Source organism: Rhizobium sp. GW821-FHT14E12 (assembly GCF_058803745.1).
This window is the reverse complement of record NZ_JBXAPH010000004.1, coordinates 334,211-354,223: the sequence shown is the minus strand read 5'-3', so window position 1 is coordinate 354,223 and position 20,013 is coordinate 334,211. Positions and strand designations below refer to the sequence as shown.

The 20,013-nt window shown below is 60.3% G+C and carries 22 protein-coding genes; 15 read left to right on the top strand and 7 right to left on the bottom strand.

The genetic code is table 11. The features are described from left to right. Positions 1–3 precede the first annotated feature (3 nt). Complete coding sequence (gene dapA / locus AC1RO0_RS18575; RefSeq protein ID WP_498594295.1) at positions 4–888, top strand: 4-hydroxy-tetrahydrodipicolinate synthase; 885 nt, start codon at positions 4–6, stop codon at positions 886–888. A gap of 114 nt (positions 889–1,002) precedes the next feature. Further along, the gene (gene smpB / locus AC1RO0_RS18570; RefSeq protein WP_007693105.1) at positions 1,003–1,482 is read left to right on the top strand and encodes an SsrA-binding protein SmpB; all 480 of its coding nucleotides are present in this window, start codon (positions 1,003–1,005) and stop codon (positions 1,480–1,482) included. Between the two features lie 141 nt (positions 1,483–1,623). On the opposite strand, the gene AC1RO0_RS18565 is transcribed toward smpB, so the two are convergent. Next, positions 1,624–2,211 (bottom strand): LabA-like NYN domain-containing protein, encoded by a 588-nt coding sequence (locus AC1RO0_RS18565; RefSeq protein WP_498594294.1) that lies wholly within the window; start codon positions 2,209–2,211, stop codon positions 1,624–1,626. A gap of 309 nt (positions 2,212–2,520) precedes the next feature. Between AC1RO0_RS18565 and rpoZ the strand changes: the two genes are divergently transcribed. The 10 genes from rpoZ (at position 2,521) to recO (ending at position 11,262) form a co-directional block, all read left to right on the top strand. Continuing rightward, entirely contained in the window at positions 2,521–2,925 is a 405-nt protein-coding gene (gene rpoZ, locus AC1RO0_RS18560) for a DNA-directed RNA polymerase subunit omega (protein WP_007693102.1), read from the top strand. 100 nt (positions 2,926–3,025) lie between these two features. Next, positions 3,026–5,251 (top strand): RelA/SpoT family protein, encoded by a 2,226-nt coding sequence (locus AC1RO0_RS18555; RefSeq protein WP_498594293.1) that lies wholly within the window; start codon positions 3,026–3,028, stop codon positions 5,249–5,251. Positions 5,252–5,442: 191 nt separating this feature from the next. Continuing rightward, positions 5,443–5,592, top strand: coding sequence for a DUF3563 family protein (locus tag AC1RO0_RS18550; protein WP_007693095.1), 150 nt, complete (start codon positions 5,443–5,445; stop codon positions 5,590–5,592). A 220-nt stretch (positions 5,593–5,812) separates the two neighbouring features. After that, complete coding sequence (locus AC1RO0_RS18545; RefSeq protein WP_498594292.1) at positions 5,813–6,400, top strand: DUF2062 domain-containing protein; 588 nt, start codon at positions 5,813–5,815, stop codon at positions 6,398–6,400. Positions 6,401–6,440: 40 nt separating this feature from the next. Continuing rightward, complete coding sequence (gene acpS, locus AC1RO0_RS18540; protein ID WP_498594291.1) at positions 6,441–6,845, top strand: holo-ACP synthase; 405 nt, start codon at positions 6,441–6,443, stop codon at positions 6,843–6,845. A gap of 114 nt (positions 6,846–6,959) precedes the next feature. Continuing rightward, a complete protein-coding gene (gene lepB / locus AC1RO0_RS18535; protein ID WP_007693088.1) occupies positions 6,960–7,706 on the top strand; it encodes a signal peptidase I in 747 nt (248 codons plus the stop codon). After that, complete coding sequence (gene rnc / locus AC1RO0_RS18530) at positions 7,703–8,422, top strand: ribonuclease III (RefSeq protein WP_042470223.1); 720 nt, start codon at positions 7,703–7,705, stop codon at positions 8,420–8,422. Before lepB ends, rnc begins: the two co-directional genes overlap by 4 nt. Before the next feature lie 8 nt (positions 8,423–8,430). Next, a complete protein-coding gene (gene era / locus AC1RO0_RS18525; protein WP_498594434.1) occupies positions 8,431–9,378 on the top strand; it encodes a GTPase Era in 948 nt (315 codons plus the stop codon). A 536-nt stretch (positions 9,379–9,914) separates the two neighbouring features. Further along, a complete protein-coding gene (locus tag AC1RO0_RS18520; protein WP_498594290.1) occupies positions 9,915–10,424 on the top strand; it encodes a response regulator in 510 nt (169 codons plus the stop codon). 58 nt (positions 10,425–10,482) lie between these two features. Next, positions 10,483–11,262 carry a DNA repair protein RecO gene (recO, locus tag AC1RO0_RS18515; protein ID WP_498594289.1) on the top strand — a complete coding sequence of 260 codons (780 nt, stop codon included), beginning with the start codon at positions 10,483–10,485 and terminating at the stop codon, positions 11,260–11,262. 121 nt (positions 11,263–11,383) lie between these two features. Here the strand turns inward: recO and AC1RO0_RS18510 are convergent, their stop codons facing one another. Genes AC1RO0_RS18510 through AC1RO0_RS18500 form a run of 3 tightly spaced genes read right to left on the bottom strand, consistent with a single transcriptional unit; the run spans position 11,384 to position 15,724 of the window. Beyond that, positions 11,384–12,232: an MOSC domain-containing protein gene (locus tag AC1RO0_RS18510; protein WP_498594288.1), complete on the bottom strand. Its 849-nt coding sequence runs from the start codon at positions 12,230–12,232 to the stop codon at positions 11,384–11,386. 9 nt (positions 12,233–12,241) lie between these two features. Further along, the gene (locus AC1RO0_RS18505) at positions 12,242–12,895 is read right to left on the bottom strand and encodes an HD domain-containing protein (RefSeq protein WP_498594433.1); all 654 of its coding nucleotides are present in this window, start codon (positions 12,893–12,895) and stop codon (positions 12,242–12,244) included. 60 nt (positions 12,896–12,955) lie between these two features. Further along, entirely contained in the window at positions 12,956–15,724 is a 2,769-nt protein-coding gene (locus AC1RO0_RS18500; protein WP_498594287.1) for a DUF2339 domain-containing protein, read from the bottom strand. Between the two features lie 304 nt (positions 15,725–16,028). Here AC1RO0_RS18500 and AC1RO0_RS18495 point away from each other — a divergent pair, with 304 nt between their 5' ends. The 3 genes from AC1RO0_RS18495 to AC1RO0_RS18485 all read left to right on the top strand — a co-directional run bounded on the left by AC1RO0_RS18495 (position 16,029) and on the right by AC1RO0_RS18485 (position 17,912). Then, positions 16,029–16,367, top strand: coding sequence for a hypothetical protein (locus AC1RO0_RS18495; RefSeq protein ID WP_498594286.1), 339 nt, complete (start codon positions 16,029–16,031; stop codon positions 16,365–16,367). 144 nt (positions 16,368–16,511) lie between these two features. Continuing rightward, a complete protein-coding gene (locus AC1RO0_RS18490) occupies positions 16,512–17,018 on the top strand; it encodes a superoxide dismutase family protein (protein WP_498594285.1) in 507 nt (168 codons plus the stop codon). A 264-nt stretch (positions 17,019–17,282) separates the two neighbouring features. Then, positions 17,283–17,912, top strand: coding sequence for an EF-hand domain-containing protein (locus AC1RO0_RS18485; RefSeq protein ID WP_498594284.1), 630 nt, complete (start codon positions 17,283–17,285; stop codon positions 17,910–17,912). Positions 17,913–17,971: 59 nt separating this feature from the next. On the opposite strand, the gene AC1RO0_RS18480 is transcribed toward AC1RO0_RS18485, so the two are convergent. Genes AC1RO0_RS18480 through ygfZ form a run of 3 tightly spaced genes read right to left on the bottom strand, consistent with a single transcriptional unit; the run spans position 17,972 to position 19,955 of the window. Then, entirely contained in the window at positions 17,972–18,505 is a 534-nt protein-coding gene (locus AC1RO0_RS18480; RefSeq protein WP_498594283.1) for a tyrosine phosphatase family protein, read from the bottom strand. After that, positions 18,502–19,119 (bottom strand): YfbR-like 5'-deoxynucleotidase, encoded by a 618-nt coding sequence (locus AC1RO0_RS18475; protein ID WP_498594282.1) that lies wholly within the window; start codon positions 19,117–19,119, stop codon positions 18,502–18,504. Before AC1RO0_RS18475 ends, AC1RO0_RS18480 begins: the two co-directional genes overlap by 4 nt. Continuing rightward, a complete protein-coding gene (gene ygfZ / locus AC1RO0_RS18470; protein WP_498594281.1) occupies positions 19,116–19,955 on the bottom strand; it encodes a CAF17-like 4Fe-4S cluster assembly/insertion protein YgfZ in 840 nt (279 codons plus the stop codon). Before ygfZ ends, AC1RO0_RS18475 begins: the two co-directional genes overlap by 4 nt. Positions 19,956–20,013: the final 58 nt, after the last annotated feature.

Sequence of the window (20,013 nt, the reverse complement as noted above, 5' to 3'; positions counted from 1 at the left end):
TGCATGTTCCAGGGGTCCATTCCCGCACTCGTTACGCCTTTCACTGACGCCGGCAAGGTGGATGAAGCATCCTTCGCTTCCCATGTCGATTGGCAGATCAAAGAAGGCAGCAGCGGGCTCGTTCCCGTCGGCACGACGGGTGAATCGCCGACCCTGTCGCATGATGAGCATAAGCGCGTCGTCGAGCTCTCAATCGAAGTTGCGAACAAGCGCGTCCCTGTGATGGCCGGCGCCGGCTCCAACAATACCCGCGAAGCCATCGAGCTCGCCCAGCACGCCGAAAAGGTCGGCGCCAATGCGGTTCTGGTGGTCACCCCTTACTACAACAAGCCGACGCAGAAGGGGCTTTACGCACATTTCGCGGCCGTTGCGGAAGCGGTGAAGCTGCCGATCTATATCTACAACATTCCTGGTCGCTCGGTTGTCGACATGACGCCGGAGACCATGGGCGCGCTTGTCAAGGCCTATGGCAACATCGTCGGCGTCAAGGACGCGACCGGCAAGATCGAGCGTGTGTCCGAGCAGCGCATCACCTGCGGCAACGATTTCCGTCAGCTTTCCGGCGAGGATGCGACGGCGCTCGGCTTCAACGCCCATGGCGGCGTCGGCTGCATCTCGGTGACGGCCAATGTCGCGCCGCGTCTTTGTGCCGAACTACAGGCGGCGACGCTTGCCGGTGATTATGCCAAGGCGCTCGCTTATCAGGATCGACTGATGCCCCTGCACAAGGCGATTTTCCTGGAGCCCGGCCTCTGCGGCGCCAAATACGGCCTGTCCCGCCTCGGCCGGATGAGCCGCAATGTACGCTCGCCGCTGCTCTCGACGCTGGAGCCGGGCACGGAAGCGGCCATCGATGCCGCCATGCGCCACGCCGGCCTGCTGAACTGACGGCAACGCCGACGCCAGTCCTATTCGAGGCCGCTCTCTTCACAAGGAGGGCGGTCTCGCCTATTTAAGGTCTGGAACCTCGGAATTGACGCACGAAAAAGAAGAAGAAAAATCATGGCCCCCAAAGGCAGCCAACGCGTAGTGAAGAAGATTGTCGCGGAGAACCGCAAGGCGCGCTTCAATTACGAGATCATCGATACCTATGAGGCTGGCATCGTGCTGATGGGCACCGAGGTCAAGTCCCTGCGCGAGGGCAAGGCCAATATCGCCGAATCCTATGCCTCGGATGAGGATGGCGAGATCTGGCTGATCAATTCCTATCTGCCGGAATATCTGCAGGCGAACCGCTTCAATCACGAGCCGCGCCGCCGCCGCAAGCTGTTGCTCTCGGGCCGTGAGATCGGCCGGTTGCGCTCCGGCATCAATCGCGAAGGCATGACGCTGATCCCGTTGAAGATCTATTTCAACGACAATGGTCGCGCCAAGCTTGAACTGGCGCTTGCCAAGGGCAAGAAGCTTCACGACAAGCGTCAATCCGAAAAAGAACGCGACTGGAACCGGCAGAAGGGCCGCATCCTCAAGGACAATAGGTGAGGGTGGGAAGCGGTGGGCAGGCCCCGAGCAATCGATCCGGCGAGGCGCTTGCAACGACAAGCGGCCTTCGGCTGAACACAAGATGTTCTAGTGAAGGGCGGGTGGTGCAGCGAATACGAGATGCATCCGCTGCGGGTTCATCTATTCCTCGGTATCAGCCGCCGTCGCCGCCGCTGGTTCGACCGGACGCTGCGGACGATCGGAGGGATCGCGGCCGATTTCAGCCTTCAGCGAGACGAGGTCGATGAAGTGATCGGCCTGGCGGCGAAGATCGTCGGCAATCATCGGCGGCTGGGTGGCCATGGTGGAGATGACAGACACCTTGCGGCCACGGCGCTGCAATGCCTCGACCAGGGTGGTGAAATCGCCGTCGCCGGAGAAGATCACCAAATGATCGACGGTTTCGGACTGCTCCATGGCGTCGATCGCCAGCTCGATATCCATGTTGCCCTTGATCTTGCGGCGGCCCATGGAGTCGGTGAATTCCTTCGCCGGCTTGGTGACGACCTTGTAGCCATTGTAGTCGAGCCAGTCGATCAGCGGGCGGATCGAGGAATATTCCTGATCCTCGATCAGGGCGGTGTAATAATAGGCACGCAGCAGATATCCGCGCTTTTGGAACGCCTTCAACAGCTTACGGTAGTCAATATCGAAACCGAGGCTCTTGGATGCGGCGTAGAGATTGGCGCCGTCTATAAAAAGTGCAATTTTTTCGCGTGGGTCGAACATCGCTTACATATCCACTGTTATCAAAATGCAATTACTGTACGCAAAATGTAGCCAAAACAATGTCTTGCATGACGTCGGCGAACAATTCGTATTACTTTATGAATCATTCATATAGCCGAGATTTAGGGCACGTAATGTGATATTCCAAGCAATCTTAAGTAGAATCCATGATTTGTCTATTGAATTTTAGCGGATTGTGGAGGGATTGGGACCCCTGAAGCAGGAAAAACTTGAATTTGCCTTCGTTTGCTTGTATCGGCGTGCTACTCCGAGACATGATGACGACATCACGACCGCAAAGGACAGGCAATGGCCCGTGTCACAGTAGAAGATTGCATTGATAAAGTTGAGAACCGGTTCGAGCTTGTGTTGCTCGCCAGCCATCGCGCGCGCTTGATTTCGCAGGGTTCCTCGATCACCATCGACCGCGACAACGACAAGAACCCGGTCGTGGCCTTGCGTGAAATCGCCGATGAGACGCTGTCTCCCGACGATCTGAAGGAAGATCTGATCCATTCGCTGCAGAAGCACGTCGAAATCGACGAGCCGGAACCCGATCCGGCAAGCCTGCTGGCCGCCGGCGGCAACGCCTCGGCTTCGGGCGACGAGGAAGAAGATGCTCCGGAAGCCGTCACTTTCGACCAGATGTCGGAAGAAGAACTGCTGGCTGGCATCGAAGGCCTTGTTCCGCCAGAAAAAAGCGACGATTACTGATCGTCGAGCTTGATGCTCTAACCAAGAGCGATATGATGAAGTAATGTGTGCGCCGGTCGTATGACTGGCGCGCTTTTGTTTTTGCTGGAGTAGCTTGGGAATGATGCGGCAATACGAGCTTGTCGAGCGTGTGCAGAAATACAAGCCCGATGCCAACGAAGCTCTTCTCAACAAGGCCTATGTCTATGCGATGCAGAAACATGGGCAGCAGAAACGCGCCAGCGGCGACCCCTATATTTCCCATCCCCTCGAAGTTGCCGCCATCCTGACCGACATGCGTCTGGATGAATCGACGATCGCCGTTGCCCTGCTGCATGACACGATCGAAGACACGACCGCGACGCGTGCCGAAATCGATGAGCTGTTCGGCGAGGATATCGGCCGCCTGGTCGAAGGGCTGACCAAGATCAAGAAGCTCGATCTCGTCACCAAGAAGGCGAAGCAGGCGGAAAACCTGCGGAAGCTGCTGCTCGCAATTTCTGACGATGTCCGCGTGCTCCTGGTCAAACTGGCCGACCGCCTGCACAATATGCGCACGCTCGACCATATGTCGCCGGAGAAGCGCGCCCGCATTTCCGAGGAGACGATGGAAATCTATGCGCCGCTCGCCGGCCGCATGGGTATGCAGGACATGCGCGAAGAGCTGGAAGAGCTTTCCTTCCGCCACATCAATCCCGAAGCGAATGAAACGGTGACCAAGCGCCTCGAGGAGCTGTCGCGGCGCAACGAAGGTCTGGTGAAGAAGATCGAGGTGGAACTGCGCGACCTGCTGGTTGCTAACGGCCTTGCCAATGCGATGGTCAAGGGGCGGCAGAAGAAGCCCTATTCGGTCTTCCGCAAGATGCAGTCGAAGTCGCTGTCCTTCGAGCAGCTATCCGACGTCTATGGCTTCCGTCTGCTGGTCGATGATATTCCCTCCTGCTATCGCGCGCTCGGTATCGTGCATACGCGCTGGCGCGTCGTGCCAGGCCGGTTCAAGGATTACATCTCGACGCCGAAGCAGAACGACTATCGCTCGCTGCACACCACCATCGTCGGCCCGTCCAGCCAGCGCATCGAGCTGCAGATCCGCACCAAGCGCATGCATGAAATCGCCGAGTTCGGCATTGCCGCCCATGCGCTCTATAAGGACAAGGAAGGCAACAACGGCGACGGCGAGTTGCTGTCGCGCGAGAGCAATGCCTATTCCTGGCTGCGCCATACCATCGAGGCGCTGGCCGAAGGCGACAGCCCGGAAGAATTTCTCGAGCATACCAAGCTCGAACTCTTCCAGGATCAGGTCTTCTGCTTCACGCCGAAGGGCAAGCTGATCGCGCTGCCGCGCGGCGCCACGCCGATCGATTTCGCCTATGCGGTTCACACCAATATCGGCGACACCACCGTCGGCGCCAAGATCAATGGCCGCATCATGCCGCTGGTGACGCGCCTGACCAACGGCGATGAAGTCGAGATCATCCGCTCCGGCGTGCAAGTGCCGCCAGCCGCCTGGGAAGAGATCGTCGTGACCGGCAAGGCGCGCGCCGCCATCCGCCGCGCCACGCGCCTCGCGATCCGCAAGCAATATGCCGGCCTCGGCCATCGCATTCTGGAGCGTACCTTCGAGCGCGCCGGCAAGGTCTTTTCGCGCGAGGCGCTGAAGCCGGCGCTGCATCGCCTTGGCCAGAAGGATGTCGAGGACGCGATTGCCGCTGTCGGTCGCGGGGAGATGTCGTCGCTCGACGTGCTGCGCGCCGTCTATCCCGACCATCAGGACGAGCGCGTGACCGTCAAGCCCGCCGGAGACGAAGGCTGGTTCAACGTCCGCAGCGCCTCCGGTATGATCTTCAAGATCCCCGGCAAAACCAAGGCCGATCTCGCCGCGAGCATCGAGGGTATCGATGCCCTGCCGATCCGCGGGCTGGCGGCGGATGTCGAGGTGCATTTCGCCCCGACGGGCGCCGTGCCCGGCGATCGCATCGTCGGCATCATGGAAAAAGGCAAGGGGATTACCATCTATCCGATCCAGTCGCCGGTGCTGCAGCGCTTCGACGATCAGCCGGAGCGCTGGATCGATGTGCGCTGGGATCTGGACGAGGCCAACAAGTCCCGCTTTGGCGCGAGGATATTGATCAACGCGCTGAACGAACCCGGCACGCTCGCCAAGGTCGCGCAGACGGTTGCCGGCGTCGACGTCAATATCCGCATTCTCAACACGGTGCGGGTTGCCGCCGACTTTACCGAGATGGCCCTCGACGTCGAAGTCTGGGATCTGCGCCAGCTTAACCAGCTCCTGGTGCAGCTGAAAGAGCTCGACTGCATTGCCACTGTAAAGCGGCTCTACGAATAATTATCTGTAGCGATGGCGCCGATCCGGTGTGGCTGCATATTTTGTGACCAATTTATGGTCAAACCCGACCGCCATTATGTGAAGCCATGCGATATGTGCATGGCTGCATCGGTTTTACAGCGTTGGTAATTAACCTTTGCAACGCTTATCTTCTGGTCATCGAAGAAACGAAACAGAGATGAGAGAAGACAATGTTTGGTCCTATCAAGAAATTCGCCCGTGCCCTGCGCGTTCCGAGTGCTGAAGAGCGCGAAATGGCTTACCTGAACGGCTCGCACGACCGCTTTGACCTTGAATATCGTCAGCGTCAGGTTGATCGCGGCATGTTCCGCCAGCGTTAATCGCTGACAATACTTTCGAATGGGAAGGGGCGTGACAGTTGCTGCGCCCTTGGAGCATCCCGCCACGAGCGGATTGAATGTTCCTGATCCAGAAGCTGGAGCGGTTTTCGTGTTTTGAACACGTAACGCTCCAAAGAGCAGGGCACGGTTGCTGTACAATCAGCATATGAACGCCTTGCCGCTCTTGTCATGACGGCCCTCAATACACTAGATAAGCCGCATGTTATTTCGACGCCGAAAACCACTGACGTTCAGCGAGAAACTGCGGGAGCATCTTTGGCCCCGCAAGGGTTTTGTCCGCTCATTCCAATATTTTGGAAAACGCCTCGTGCGCCTTGCTGCTTCGCCGCATTCGGTGGCGGCGGGCTTCGCCGCGGGTATCGTCGTTTCCTGGACACCGTTCATCGGCGTGCATTTCGTGATGGCGATCATCATCGCCTATCTGATCGGCGGCAACGTGATTGCCTCCGCGCTCGGCTGTCTGGCGGCCGGCAATCCCATTACCTACCCCTTCATCTGGGCCTTCACCTGGGAAATCGGCCATCTGATCCTGGCGCGCGACAGCGGCGGGCAGGGCGGTGGCATCGATCTGCCGGCGCTGTGGCACAAGGGCGATCTCTCGCAAATCTGGGACCCGGTTCTGAAGCCGATGCTGATCGGCGGCATTCCGCCGGCGATCGTTTCGGGTGTCATCGTCTACGCCTTGACCTATTACGGCGTGAAGAGCTTCAAGACCCGCCGCAAGGAACGGCTGATGGAACGCGCCCGCGAGCGCATGTCGCTTGCCGAAAACGCATCGGGCGTCTGACGGGCGCTGATATCGTCGCGGCCGGTTGGAGGGCCTTCTCATGATTATCGGGATCGGCAGCGACCTCATCGACATCCGCCGCGTCGAGAAATCGATCGAGCGTTTCGGCACCCGCTTCACCGAGCGCTGTTTCACCGACATCGAGCGCGCCAAGTCCGAAGGGCGCAAGAACAAGGCCGCTTCCTACGCCAAGCGTTTCGCCGCCAAGGAGGCCTGCTCCAAGGCGCTCGGCACCGGCCTGGCGCAAGGGGTCTTCTGGCGTGACATGGGTGTGGTCAACCTGCCGAGCGGTAAGCCGACCATGCAGTTGACGGGCGGAGCAGCCAGGAGGCTGGCCGCCATGCTGCCGGAAAATCACCGTGCCGCCATTCATTTGACGATAACCGATGATTTCCCTCTTGCTCAAGCTTTTGTGATTATCGAGGCGCTGCCGGTTGCCGGCTGAATGACAGCCGTATGTCGCTTTTGATACCGGCGCCATTGCCGCCGTGGTATGAAGCGGGTAGAGAGTGCCTGAATGAAAGTGCGCCGGTGGGGTGCGAACAAGGAATAAGACTGCGTGTCCGAGAAAGCCGAAAAACAGCAGAACGCCCTCTGGGAAAATATCAAGGTTATCGTACAGGCGCTCGTCCTGGCCATGATCATCCGCACGGTGCTATTTCAGCCCTTCACCATTCCGTCCGGCTCGATGATGCCGACGCTGCTTGTCGGAGATTATATCTTCGTCAATAAGTTCGCTTACGGCTATTCGAAATATTCGCTGCCTTTCTCGCCTGACCTGTTCAGCGGCCGCATCTTCGGTAGCGAACCGAAGCGCGGCGACGTCGTGGTCTTCCGTTTCCCGCCGAATCCTGATGTCGACTATATCAAGCGCGTCATCGGTCTGCCGGGCGACCGCATTCAGGTGAAGAACGATATTCTCTACATCAACGGCGAGGCCGTTCCGCGTGAGCCGCACGGCACGTTTGCTTCCGATTACAGCCAGGAGCCGGGCGACAAGATTCCCGTCTATAGCGAGCGACTGGCCGACTCTGGCAAGGTTTACGATACACTGGACCTCTCTCCGACCTCGCGCGGCGACAACACCCAGGAATACGTCGTTCCGGCTGACCATTATTTCATGATGGGCGATAACCGCGACAATTCCGACGACAGCCGTTTCGATGTCGGTTATGTGCCGGCTGAGAACCTGATCGGCCGCGCCAGTGTCATCTTCTTCTCGCTCGGACATGACACATCCTTCCGCGAAATCTGGAAATGGCCGACCAACATGCGCTGGGACCGCCTCTTCAAGGTTGTCGAATGACGAAGACGCCGACGCTCTCGCAGGCGGATCGTCTTACGCTTGAAGCCGCGATAGGCCATGCCTTCGTGGAAAAGGAGCGCCTGGACTGGGCTTTGACACATGCCAGCGCCCGCACGCACAAGGCCGGCAATTACGAACGGCTGGAATTTCTCGGTGACCGGGTTCTCGGCCTGTGTATCGCCGAGCTCCTGTTCCGCACGTTTGGCGCGGCGACCGAGGGCGAGCTTTCTGTGCGCCTCAACCAGTTGGTCAGTGCCGAGACTTGTGCGGCGGTTGCCGACGAGATGCAGCTGCATCTCTTCATCCGCACCGGCGCCGATGTGAAGAAACTGACCGGCAAGCGCATGTTGAATGTGCGCGCCGATGTCGTCGAAAGCCTGATCGCGGCGCTCTATCTCGATGGCGGCCTCGAAGTGGCGCGCAAGTTCATTTTGCGCTATTGGGAAGGGCGCGCCGTCCGGCCCGATGGTGCCCGACGCGACGCCAAGACGGAATTGCAGGAATGGGCGCATGCGAAATTCGGCGTCACACCCGTTTATAGGGTTGATGACCGCAGCGGACCGGATCATGATCCCCGCTTCACGGTGACGGTGGAAGTGGCGGGAGCCGCGCCCGAGACCGGTATAGAACGCTCCAAGCGCGCCGCCGAGCAGGTGGCCGCGACGCGGATCCTGGAGCGCGAAGGCATATGGCAGCCGCAGTCGGCTCAGAAATGACGGAAAAAATGACCAATCAGGAAGACACGGCTGCCGGCGAAGGCGCGGCTGAAAATAGCGGCCCGACGCATTCGGGTTTCGTGGCCCTTATCGGCCCGACCAATGCCGGCAAATCGACGCTCGTCAACCGGCTCGTCGGTGCCAAGGTGTCGATCGTCAGCCATAAGGTGCAGACGACGCGCGCCATCGTGCGCGGCATCGCCATCCACGACAATGCGCAGATCGTCTTCATGGACACGCCAGGCATCTTCAAGCCGCGCCGCCGCCTCGACCGCGCCATGGTGACGTCCGCCTGGGGCGGCGCCAAGGACGCCGATCTCATCATGCTCTTGATCGACAGCGAGCGCGGAATACGCGGCGATGCCGAAGCCATTCTCGAAGGGTTGAAGGACGTCTTTCAGCCGAAGATCCTCGTGCTCAACAAGATCGATCGTGTTCGCCGCGAGGACCTCTTGGCGCTTGCCGCCGCCGCCAACGAGAAGATTGCTTTCCAGGAGACCTTCATGGTCTCGGCCGAAAACGGCTCGGGCTGCGACGATGTCATGGACTATCTGGCAAAGACCCTTCCCGAGGGACCGTGGTATTATCCGGAAGACCAGATTTCCGATCTGCCAATGCGTCAGCTCGCCGCCGAAATCACCCGCGAAAAGCTGTTCCTGCGCCTGCATCAGGAACTTCCCTATTCCTCGCATGTCGAGACGGAAAAGTGGGAAGAACGCAAGGACGGCTCGGTTCGCATCGAGCAGGTCATCTATGTCGAGCGCGAAAGCCAGAAGAAGATCACCCTCGGTAAATCGGGCGAGGCGATCAAGGCGATCTCCACCGCCTCGCGCAAGGAACTGTCCGCGATCCTGGAGCAGCCCGTGCATCTCTTCCTTTTCGTGAAGGTGCGCGAGAACTGGGGCGACGATCCGGAACGCTTCCGCGAAATGGGTCTCGAGTTTCCGCGCGGATAGAATTAAGTGCCGGCGATTGTCTCACCTCGTGACAATCGCCGGACAAATGCCAGGGCCGGCAAGGCGATTTTTTGGGGTGGTTACCCCCTCACGTATCTCTTCGGTTGGATATTTCGCAGCAGCCCCTTTGAAGAAGGGTGCTGGCAGGCCGTCGCCCATTTGATTCCGACGGCCTCATCCGCCTCTACGCTGTTCAGACAAACAAGATATTGAAAAAGCTGCCTAAACGCGGGTTGATCCACTCGCGGCGCGCAGCTGTGACGTGTTGGCGGGCCAACGGGGTCTCCACGCTTGCGCGAATCGCGACGGCTCTGTTCGGGCAGGCGAATGCTCGGCAGGTGGGGCGTTGACACGATCTGGCACATGTCTTTTTAATGGCGGCCAATAGTGTATCAACATAGACTAGTATCACCGTCACTTTTCGACCAGTTTCACCTCTTACTAACCGCAGCGGCAAAAGCGATTGGAGCATGATCACGAGCCCATAGTACCGCGGGGCGAAAAGTGCGAAGCGGGTTAGGGCAAGGTCATGTGACTTGAGACCGAGCCAACACGGATGGGGGAATGCCGTCCATTCAACACGGGCCGATGATTGGCGCCGGAGGGATAGATGTGGAAAGTACTACGGGGCATGGCGTCGCCAGGCGCACGCATGCAGGGGTGGCGCTGATATGACGGTTCAGCGCGCTCTTATTTTGGAAGATAACCTGATCATTGCCATGGAGGCGGAGGAAATCCTTCGCCTTGTCGGGGTCGAGGAGGTGGAAATCGCCTCGAACCTGGAGCAGGCGGTCAACGCCATTCATACCGATCATTATGATTTTGCGATGCTGGATGTGAATCTGGGGGAGTCGATGAGCTTCGGCTTTGCCCGGTTGCTGGTCGAGCGCGGCATCGCCTTCGGCTTCGTCAGCGGCTATTCCGATACGCTCGACTTTCCGGCGGACCTGCGGCATGTGCCGCTGCTCAACAAGCCCTTCGACGAGGCGGCCATGCGGGTGTTCGTCGACAAGCTGTCATCGGCAAGCAGATCCTCCGAGATGTGACAGCGCCCGCCGTTTGTCCTAAACTCGAATCAAGACAGTCTACGGGACAAACCGGCCGATGCAGTGGCAGGACCATGCGATCATTCTGGGCGTCAAGCGCCTTGGCGAGACCAGTGTCATCGCCGAGGTGATGACGCGTGATCGCGGCCGGCACATGGGGCTGGTGCGGTCCGGCCGGTCGCGCTCCATGCAGCCGGTGCTACAGCCAGGCAATCTGGTCGAGGTGACGTGGCGCGCGCGGTTGCACGAACATCTTGGCGAATTCCGCATGGAGCCGGTGCGGCTGCGGGCGGCACGGCTGATGGAGACGGCGACTGCGGTCTATGGCGTGCAGGCCATGGGCGCGTTGCTGCGTCTGCTGCCGGAGCGCGATCCGCATCCCTATCTCTATGACGCGCTCGATGTCATCCTCGAAAATATGCAGAATCCGTTGGACGCCGGCGAGCTTTTCGTCCGCTTCGAGTTGGCGGTGCTCAACGAGCTCGGCTATGGCCTGGATCTGGGCGAATGCGCCGCGACCGGTGTGCGCGAGGATCTGGCTTTCGTGTCGCCAAAGACCGGACGCGCCGTCTGCCGTGCAGCAGGCGCCCCCTGGGCCGACAAGATGCTGGCGCTGCCGCCTTTCCTTGCTTCCGGGGCTGTCGAGGCTGCGAATGGCGAAAGTCTTGCCGCCGCCTTCCGCCTGACCGGCTTTTTCCTGCATCGTCATGTCTATGAGCCGCGCGGCATCGAGATCGCCGCGGCGCGCGACGGTTTCATTCAAGCCGCGCTGAAAGCGGTGAATGCTATTTCGCTGGACCGGCCGGACAATCAGCCGGTCATCGCCGCCAAACGTTGAGGCATGTGAAGTGGCGAAGCGACTAGAGCGTTTCACCGCTTCATGGAAGCACAGAAACGCTCTACCTCTTTGTTTTTACGCAATTCCAGGAAAACCGCTGCGCACTTTTCCTGGAATTGCTTTAGCGCCGCTTGAATGCCCAGCCTTCCGGCCGCTCTTCGACCACCGTCACCGTATCGCCAATCTTCACGGTACCTTCGCCGCGCGGGACAACATTCCAGCCGAACAGCGGGCCTGGCACGCGCCGATCGGCGGACATGCGGACACGGCCCATGGCTGGCATGGGGTTGGGAACATCGCGCGAGCCCGTCTGCTGGTCCTGTGTCGTCATGATGCAGCGGGCGCAGGGCTTGACGAGGTCGAGGCGAATGCCGCCGATCTCGATCGCCGCCCAGCGGTCCTCCGGCCATTCTTCGTCGCAGTCGATGACGATGTTCGGGCGGAAACGCTCCATGCCGACCGATCCCTCGCCATGGGCGGCAAGATTGGCATTCAGCGCCTTGAGCGAGCCGGTGGTGGTGATCAGGATCTGGTAGCCGTCGCTGAATGTAACCGGCGTTCCGTCGCCCGCCCATTCCGGACTGGCAACGCGCGTGGCGAGCCTGTCGAAGAAGACTATTCTGACGTCGCGCCCGAGCCAGCTCGACAGCGCCGTGTTCGTCGCGTCGTCGGCGACCGAGGCGTTGACGGCCGACTTCCAGACGACGACGTCCATGCGGTTGTCCGGGTGCGGTGGGGGCACGATGATGTCGGCCTTACCCTCCATCTTCAGCCGCAGATAAGAGGGAGCTGGCTGGATATCGATGCGGGCAATATCCTGCAACTCGCGCTGGGTGATGAAATGGCCCGAGGGATCGACCAGCATGGCCCGCCGGTCGCCGGCCAGTCCAAAGGCATCGATGGCGGCGGACGGAATGGCAATGCCGCGCGCGCTCTTGAGCGGATAGATGAAGAGGTCGCTGACCTGCATGAATAGTCCTCAGATTTCGTCGATGAACATTGCCAGCACTGTCTTCAGCCGCTCATGCCGCGCGCCGGCGAACTTGCTGCCGGTTTCGGTCTGGAACCCATCCGCCAGTTTGAACAGCTTGGTCTCGAAATGATCGATGGCGAAGCGCTTGTCGTCAAGCGGCCGCTCCGTGGCAAGCGGATCGAACGGGTCATAGAGACCGGATCCCATACGCCCGGCGATATAGAAGCAGCGGGCTGCGCCGACCATGCCGATCGCATCCAGCCGGTCGGCGTCCTGCAATATCTTCGCCTCCAGCGTTTCCGGCGGCAGATTGGCAGAGAAGCTGTGCGTGGTGATCGCATGCGCAGTGGCGATGATATCCTCATCGGTCCATCCAAGCTCTCTGAGAATGCCGGACGCCTTCTCGGCGGCGAGCCTTGATGCCTGGGCGCGATGCGGCGAGTTCTTCTCGACCGAGACGCAGTCATGCAGCAATACGGCCGCGGCGAGGATGCGGGCATTGCCGCCTTCCTCGGCCTGGATGGCCATGGCGTTCCTGAATACGCGTAGGATATGGGCGATGTCATGCGAACCATCGTCGCCGTCGGCTGCATGCGGGATAAGGTCCGCTGCCAGCGTTTCGAACGGGGCAAAGGCCCGCGCCATCCTGTTGGTGTCCATCGTCAGCCCCGCCTCGAAATGATCTGCCTTGTTCCTATCGAGCGCGGAGATTCTCTGCAATCACTCCGGCGCTTTCTTGCCCGTCAGGAGCTTCTGATAGAACAGGCCGATGCCGATCAGCACCGCACCGAGGCCGATGAAGGACAGCGCCCGCAGGAAGCCCTCCAGATTTGCCATGTCGATCAGGAAGACCTTGACGACGGCGACGAAGACCAGCGCGGCGGATGCAATGCGCAGACTACGGGCATCGAAGCGTGCGCCGAGCCAGAGAAGGGCGATGCCGATCGCCAGCCAGACAACGGAGTAGGAATAGAGCTCCCCTTGAATGAAGCCGTTCCAGAACGGGATATATTCGCCCTGCCAGAAGCGGCGCACCGACAGTGTCGCCCAGGCAAAGGTCATGACGGCGCCGGCGACGGCCAGCATCGTCACATAAGGCAGGGGCCGCCTGCTCCGTGCATAGAGCGCCAATCCGGCATAGGCGAGCGCTGGCAGAAGATAGCCAAGCAGCAGCAGGTTGAAGAAGGGGATCCGGCCCGTGCTCTCACCGGTGATGAACGGATTGAGCCCAAGCAGATGCAACGTCAGGATCGAGATGACGGAGAGGACGCCGACCGCCATGCCGCCATAGCGGAAGACGGGGCTCGATGCGCTGAGATCGAGCGCCATCAGCGTTGCCGAGCCGCCGATCGCCAGCAATGTGTAGATCGATTGTTCGCCAAGCGTCGGAACGTTTGAATTCAGCACGCCGCCGTTCATCGCATGACGCACCAAGATGGCGATGGTCAGCAGTACCAGAAGGCTCGCCAGCGCTTGCAATGCGTTGCGCAGCCTGAGGCTTGGCGAGCGCCTGACTTCGAATGCGGACCAGACCGCGAGTGCGGCGGGGATGCCGTAGCCGGCCAGCAGCATGTTGAAGACCGGCGTCGTGCCGAGTTCACCCGGATCGACGATGGTTGGCTGCCAGGCGATGCGTCCCATGGTGATGATCAGCGCCGCGACCATCGTCCATGGCAGCACCAGCCACGAGCGGATCCGCCCGGCCAGCAGATAGGCAACGCCTAGTACCGGCAGCAGGATCGTCGGCACGGCGTCATGGGCAAGCGTATGCAGGGCAAAGACGGCAGCGGCAAAGGAGCCGGCCGCGAGGATATTTGTCGGCAGTGCCAAGCTGCCCTCGGCGGAGCGGCGATACTGCCATTCGGCAAGCGCCATCAGAACAACGGCGAGCCCGATGCCATAGAGTCCGTGCAGCCAGTCGCGGGTCCAGTTGCCGAAGGTGATGTAGCTGATCACGGCGATCGCCAGCGGTGTGGCCGCGATGACGACGCTCCAGAGCGCTGCAAAGGGCTTCTCGCTCTCGCCGAACCGTTTGAGGAAGAAGGCGCCGATCAGCACGAAGACTGCACCGAGGCCGAGACCTTCATAGACTACGACATCATAAAGCGCCGGCGAGACCTCCGCGAGACTCCAATCCACGGCATTCATCGGCGATGTTAGTACCATGGACATGCCAAGGCCGGCAGCGACAGCCGACAGGATTGCCGCCCAGGCCGCATGCAAACGGCTGGCTCCGAAGGCGGCGACCGCCGCAACGATGGCTCCAAACAGAAGGGTGGCGTTGGGGAGCGGGTATCCGTTCAACAGGCTGTAGCCGAGCAGCGACAGGGCGACGGCACTGGCGCCGATGGACGCCGTCAGCGTCATGCCGAGCGGTTCTCGGGCCAGGAACAGGACCGGATTGCTCACGGGTTGCGAGGCTGGCGACTCTTCTGAGTCGCTTAGCTCGGCTGGCGCTGGAGGCTCTTCACTAGGCGCTGTTGCGGCTTCATAACGTCCCGGCCAGATGAAGATCGTACCGGCGATCATCGCCAGCATGGCCAGGGTCACGGGGATGAGTTCGACTTCGGGGCTATTGAGAATGTAGAGCAACGCCCAGAAGCTGAGGAAGACGTTGGCCAAGGCGGGCGCGATCTGCCAGCGGCGCAACCGGGAGGCAATCGCTGTGGCGAGCCAGGTGAGGATGAGATAGCCGAACAACACCCACGGCTTTGGTGCTGTCGAGGCGATCAGGGCCGGGGTGACCATCGAGGCCAGCAAGCCGAGGCCGGCAAGCGCCTGGCCATGCAACAGCGACAGGCCGAGCGTGGCAAGGGAGATCAGAGCCAGGAGAACGAAAGCTGTCGCTGGTCCGATGAAGCCGTAAATGCCATGCGCGGCGTAAGTCGAGCCGAACAGCGCGACGACGCCCGCTGCCGTCAGCACGCCGGGGATCATCGCATTCTGGAAGGTGTTGGCCAGAACCGGCGCGGAGCGACGGCGGATCACTTCGCCGGCGGCGATCAGAACGAGACCGAAGAGCGCGGCGAGTGCCAGTCGCACGCCAGGGCTCAGCAGGCCGCTCTCGATCGAATACTTGACCATGAAGATGCCGCCGAACGCCAGCGCGATGCCGCCGACCCAGACGGCCCAGCGCGCGCCGATCGTGCTTTCCAGACTCTCATTTTTGGAGGCGGCATCCCGCGCGAAGGCGGGAGTTGCGGTCTCGTGGTTTGGTGCGGTTTCGCCGCCATCGGTCATGGCCTCGGCTTTCGTCGCAGGCGCCGCAACCGTCTCTGCCAAAGGCTGCGCGGCAGCTTCGGTGTATGAATCGGCCATATCGATGGATTCGGCTGCAATGGTTGATTCGCTGCTTCCCACCGCCAGCACCCGGCCGGCGAGTGCATTTTGTAGCTCCTGGACGCGGCTTTCGAGCTTTCCTAGCCGTAGATTGTAGCTTCGCAGTATAAAAATACCGACGACCACGACCGCGATCAGCAGCAAACTCATGATGTCCCCTCCATGGGCTCTTGGCCGTACATTATACGAAATGAGCCGGGGAGTAAGGGATGATTGGCCAATTTATCTATGATTTCAGTGGATTACGCGACGGAGATGGCGTGTTCTGGTTTGCTAGCGGCCCTAGAATTATTAGAGTATGCTAATTTATAACTTGGAAACTATTGTTAATACTCATTAACAATTTGTCCTTTACCGGTGCTGTGAACCGGCCTATCAGCACAGATAGTTCAACCGAAATGTATTGCGTACATACGACGTCGCATGAGGCGGCTCCTAACCTTAGGAGGTTTGTATGTCCCATGTTTCTTCCATATCCAATAGTTCTTATGCCTATCGTGGTACGCTATCGCGGCTCGACGCAAATGGTGACGGCGTCCTGAGCCAAGAGGAGCGTGAAGCCGACGAGCGCCCGGGCATTTTCGAGACCGATCCGAGTGCCGATGGCAGCGATGGAACGAGCAGCGCGCTGAGCAGCCTGATGGCGAAGCTCATGCAAATGCCGGGTGCCGGCGCTACGGTGACAGGCAAATCGCTGGAGACGAACAGCGCTTTCGACCTCGATCTGCTGACGCCGATGGATGCCTATAACAGCACCTATGGCCAGTACGACGTGGACAGCGCAGCGGCCTGATCCGTTTTTGCTGGATGATGATAGCGGTTCGCCGGACTACGGCGGACCGCTTGCTTGTGATTGAAACCATTCATTTTCCTCCTCGCCGGAACACCCGTCCCCGTGGTGCGTTGCATTGGTGATACCAAAAGGGAGGATGTATCCATGAGAACGATCATTATTGCCGCAACGCTGGCGCTGGCTGCGGCTCTGCCTGCCTTCGCGCAGGGCAAGCAGACGGCGATTGCCAATTTTGTCGGTGCCGACGGCAAGCAGTCGGGACGGGCGGTCCTGACTGAGGCGAAGACGGGCGTGCTGATAGAGCTCGACGTTTCCGGTCTGCCGGTCAACCGCTGGGTTGCCTTCCATATCCATGAGAGCGATCGCTGCGACCACACGCATGGGTTCGATTCTGCCGGCGGTCATTTCAATCCCACCAAGGCGGAGCATGGTTTGCTCGCGGCCAATGGCCCGCATGCCGGCGATATGCCTAATCAATATGTCGATCAGGACGGAAAGCTGCGGGCGCAGGTCTTCAACGGCATGGTGTCGCTCGACGGCAAGAACGGCATCCGCGGCCGGACGCTGATGATCCATGCGGACTCCGACGATTACCGCAGTCAGCCCGTCGGCGGCGCCGGCAAGCGGCTAGCCTGTGCGGTCATCCAATAGTTTTGTCGCCTTAGTGATTCGCGGCATTTGTCCCGATTTCTTGCCTAACGCCGGTTGTCCTCTTCATGCGGAGGCCCACCGGCGATATGATTCGATGCCTGTCAATTGGGGTTAATGATCAATTAACACCTATCTTTGACCACCCCTCCAAATCGGCCTATCCCATCAGGCATTTCAACAAGCGTACTGCGTCCCACGGAAAGCGCCTGGTGGCGTTTACTTCAGGAGATTTGGATGAGTGGTATTTCTTCAGTTGGAAGCAGCATGAGCGCTGCCTCGTACAATCCCCTTGATAAAAACCATGACGGCGTTGTGGACGCCCAGGAGCTGCAGGAAGCAGCACAATCAGGGCTTCTGTCGGCGAGCGTTCTCGGCGACGAAGACAGCGATGACAGCAGCGATCAGAGCCCGACGAGTGCGTTCTCCGGCAATCTGGCGTCCATGCTGCTGCAGATGCAGCAGGCAAGCGCCAGCGGCCAGACCAGCACGGACACGTCGAGCGACAGCTCGTCTGACCAATCGCCAATGGACCAGCTTTTCGCCAGCCTCGACACCAACAAGGACGGCAAGGTTTCGTCGGACGAGTTCGTGGCCGGGCGCCCGAAGGATATGAGCGAAAGCGATGCCGCGAACCTGTTCAAGAGCCTGGATACCCAAAGCTCAGGTTCGCTGGACAAAGATCAATTCGCCGAGGGCCTCGATGTCCTGAAGCCGACCGATGCATCCGCCGCCGATGTCCTGTCGCAGGAGCAGCCCTCCAGTGATAGCAGCAGCGATAATGCCGACCAGAATGCCCTGGAAGTTTTCATCAGCGAGCTGCAGGCCTCGATGAACGTCTATCAGAATACCTATGGTCAGTACGATACGGATCAGACAGGTAGCGTTGCCGCCTGATCAGTCGGCAAGACTTAAACCTGAAATGGACGGAGATTGCGCAAATGCAGTCTCCGTTTTTATGTGACGTCGATCTTTGCCAGTAGAGGCAGCACGAAGGGCATGTTGCCATCGGTATTGGCACCCCGGCCGATCGCTTTGACGGCGTCGACCAGCCGGCCCTTGCGGCCAAGCACTTCGTCACCGATCGCAACTAGCCGAGTGTTCGGCGTGGCATAGGGCGAGGCGGTACGCAGGCGGCGGGCGAGAACCATATCGTCCTCTTCGGGATGGACAGCTAGTGCTGCGATCAAAGCCGCTGCCGGCGAGCGCGAGACGCCCATCCAGCAATGGATCAGCAGCGGCGCGGTGCGATCCCAGCTTCTCGCGAAATCGATGATGTCGCGGACATGCGTCTCTTGTGGCGCGACAAGGTCGCCGGTGCCGGCAAAGCTGATATCGTTCATGCTGAGCAAAAGATGCCGGTGCGACTTGATCACGGCCGGCCGGTGAAAGCTCTGTTCCTTCGCCATCAGGCTGATCATTTCGGATGCGCCGTGGCGAACCGCCATTTCCGCGATGCGCGCCAGCGGCGAGACGACGATCGCGGTCATGCCTCGGCTCTCACGGTGGCGCGTTCGGCCTCGATCGCCTCGAAACGCTTCAAGAACAGCCGCTGGGCTTCGATCGCCGGCATTGGCTGGATCGGCAGCATGTCCTGGGTAATGCCGCGCGGCTGGCCGAAGAACTTTCGCGCCTCCTCTGGCGTGAAGCCTGCCAGCAGCGTCGCTTCGAAATAGGCGGAGACCGTGTCGGCCTTCTTGATCTTGTCCTTCAGGCGGGGTGCGCAATGCGGCGGCAAGGCGAAGCGCCGGTAGATCGCTGCTTCCAGGCGCTTTTCCACCAGCTTGTACTCGCCGCCGACCACCGATTTGAACGGCGAGATCATGTCGCCGATGACGTATTCGGGCGCATCGTGCAGCAGTGCTGCCAGCAGTTCATCCGGTGTCGCCGGGTTGAGCTGGCGGAAGATCGCCTCGACCACGAGACTGTGCTGGGCCACCGAAAAGGCGTGGTCCCCGGAGGTTTGGCCGTTCCAGCGCGCGACGCGGGCGAGGCCATGGGCGATGTCGCCGATCTCGACGTCGAGCGGCGAGGGATCCAGCAGGTCGAGCCTGCGACCGGACAGCATGCGCTGCCAGGCACGCGGGGTAGCACCCGATGTCATGCCGAAGCCTCGTCGGTCTGCGTCGGGAAGGAAAGGCCGGACCAGAGGGGCAGTGCAACGGCGACCTCGTGACCTGCCGCCAGGATCGGCGTGCCGGCAGCGATAGCTTCCCCGGCGCGATCGATGCGGACGATGGCAAGACCGTTGGCACCTTCGACAGAGCCGAGCGTGCCGATCGGCTTGCCGCCAGCGGTCAGTTCCGTGCCGCTTGCGGGCAGATCGGCGCTGCCGGTGACGATAACCACCCGCCGACGCGCGGTGCCGCGATGCTGCATGCGGGAAACCACTTCCTGGCCGACATAGCAGCCCTTGCGGAAGCCGAGACCGCCATTGAGGTCCAGCAGCACATCATGCGGAAAAGCGTCCTGCAGGGCAAAATCACGGCCGGAGACGGCAATGCCGTTGGCGATGCGCAGTGCCTCGTAAAGTGCTTGGGTATCGTCGCCGTGATGGCCTGAAATCCGCGTCAACGCAATGCCTGCCTTGGCGAAACGACTGTCTTTGGGACCCTCGGCTGCATTGTCGCCCCAGGCGACCGTAACGCCCTCGGTCTCTTCGACCGCGAAATCGACCGGCGCGCGCAGCCGGTACATGGTGAGCCGTTTCAGCAGCCCATCCCTTTGCGTCGTATCAGTTTCCAGCAGGAAGCCGGAACCATCCCTGGAGATCATGAAATCGAACAGGATCTTGCCCTGCGGCGTCAGCAGCGCGCCAGGCCGCACCTCGTCCGCGCCGAGCGAGGCAAGGTCGGTGGTGATGAGATTGTGCAGGAAAGGCTCCGCCTCAGCGCCGGTGACGCGAAGAAAGGAGCGGTCTTTCAGGAATACGGCTGGCATGATGGACCCGCTAATTTCGCCTATCGCCCAGAGGTAGGGCCTCTGCTCGGGAACCGCA

Bases quoted from the DNA above. Each gene is read 5' to 3' on its own strand.
- dapA (WP_498594295.1), top strand. From the start codon at position 4: ATGTTCCAGGGGTCCATTCCCGCACTCGTTACGCCTTTCACTGACGCC.
- smpB (WP_007693105.1), top strand. From the start codon at position 1,003: ATGGCCCCCAAAGGCAGCCAACGCGTAGTGAAGAAGATTGTCGCGGAG.
- AC1RO0_RS18565 (WP_498594294.1), bottom strand. From the start codon at position 2,211: ATGTTCGACCCACGCGAAAAAATTGCACTTTTTATAGACGGCGCCAAT.
- rpoZ (WP_007693102.1), top strand. From the start codon at position 2,521: ATGGCCCGTGTCACAGTAGAAGATTGCATTGATAAAGTTGAGAACCGG.
- AC1RO0_RS18555 (WP_498594293.1), top strand. From the start codon at position 3,026: ATGATGCGGCAATACGAGCTTGTCGAGCGTGTGCAGAAATACAAGCCC.
- AC1RO0_RS18550 (WP_007693095.1), top strand. From the start codon at position 5,443: ATGTTTGGTCCTATCAAGAAATTCGCCCGTGCCCTGCGCGTTCCGAGT.
- AC1RO0_RS18545 (WP_498594292.1), top strand. From the start codon at position 5,813: ATGTTATTTCGACGCCGAAAACCACTGACGTTCAGCGAGAAACTGCGG.
- acpS (WP_498594291.1), top strand. From the start codon at position 6,441: ATGATTATCGGGATCGGCAGCGACCTCATCGACATCCGCCGCGTCGAG.
- rnc (WP_042470223.1), top strand. From the start codon at position 7,703: ATGACGAAGACGCCGACGCTCTCGCAGGCGGATCGTCTTACGCTTGAA.
- era (WP_498594434.1), top strand. From the start codon at position 8,431: ATGACCAATCAGGAAGACACGGCTGCCGGCGAAGGCGCGGCTGAAAAT.
- recO (WP_498594289.1), top strand. From the start codon at position 10,483: ATGCAGTGGCAGGACCATGCGATCATTCTGGGCGTCAAGCGCCTTGGC.
- AC1RO0_RS18510 (WP_498594288.1), bottom strand. From the start codon at position 12,232: ATGCAGGTCAGCGACCTCTTCATCTATCCGCTCAAGAGCGCGCGCGGC.
- AC1RO0_RS18505 (WP_498594433.1), bottom strand. From the start codon at position 12,895: ATGGACACCAACAGGATGGCGCGGGCCTTTGCCCCGTTCGAAACGCTG.
- AC1RO0_RS18500 (WP_498594287.1), bottom strand. From the start codon at position 15,724: ATGAGTTTGCTGCTGATCGCGGTCGTGGTCGTCGGTATTTTTATACTG.
- AC1RO0_RS18495 (WP_498594286.1), top strand. From the start codon at position 16,029: ATGTCCCATGTTTCTTCCATATCCAATAGTTCTTATGCCTATCGTGGT.
- AC1RO0_RS18490 (WP_498594285.1), top strand. From the start codon at position 16,512: ATGAGAACGATCATTATTGCCGCAACGCTGGCGCTGGCTGCGGCTCTG.
- AC1RO0_RS18485 (WP_498594284.1), top strand. From the start codon at position 17,283: ATGAGCGCTGCCTCGTACAATCCCCTTGATAAAAACCATGACGGCGTT.
- AC1RO0_RS18480 (WP_498594283.1), bottom strand. From the start codon at position 18,505: ATGACCGCGATCGTCGTCTCGCCGCTGGCGCGCATCGCGGAAATGGCG.
- AC1RO0_RS18475 (WP_498594282.1), bottom strand. From the start codon at position 19,119: ATGACATCGGGTGCTACCCCGCGTGCCTGGCAGCGCATGCTGTCCGGT.
- ygfZ (WP_498594281.1), bottom strand. From the start codon at position 19,955: ATGCCAGCCGTATTCCTGAAAGACCGCTCCTTTCTTCGCGTCACCGGC.